Below are 487 nucleotides of genomic sequence, written 5' to 3'. Positions count from 1 at the left end.
GCACACCGGGAACGCCCAGCGGCTCGTCGGTGGGGGTGGGGGCGTGCACGACCCGCGGGCCGGTCGGCGCGGCCGGTGAGCCGTCGGCGCCGACCGGGACGGCCCAGGTCACCGACCAGTGGGGGCGCTCGCGCTCCTCCAGGGGACGGTCGGCGAGCAGTTCGGGGCCGGCCTCACCGGCGGCCGAGGCGGTGCGCCAGGCGGTGGTCCGGTCCTCGTCCCGGATCACCACGACGGCGGGATCGTCCGGGTCGACGGCACGGGTCAACCGGCGCCGGCCGGCCGGACGTTCGATGACGATCTCGGTCAGGCCGGGCAGGCCGAGCAGCAGGGTGTCGTCCACGGCCGCCAGCAGGCGGTCGGCCAGGTCGGTCGCGGCGGCGTCGCGCAGCGGGAGTTCGACGACGGTCTCCCACTCGGCCGGATCACCGCCGGTGTCCCCGGGGTCGCCTGCGGACGGGAGCGCCTCCGGGGCCCGGGCGGGGGC

General features: G+C 78.6%; 1 pseudogene. It reads right to left on the bottom strand.

Features of this window, described 5'->3' with window-relative positions:
* A pseudogene (locus tag FNQ90_RS26420) lies at nucleotides 1-487 on the bottom strand (sacsin N-terminal ATP-binding-like domain-containing protein); the annotation flags it as partial.

It is taken from the genome of Streptomyces alkaliphilus, from assembly GCF_014141535.1.
In the GTDB taxonomy this organism is placed as follows: Bacteria; Actinomycetota; Actinomycetes; order Streptomycetales; family Streptomycetaceae; genus Streptomyces; species Streptomyces alkaliphilus.
This window is presented reverse-complemented; position numbering and strand designations above follow the sequence as displayed.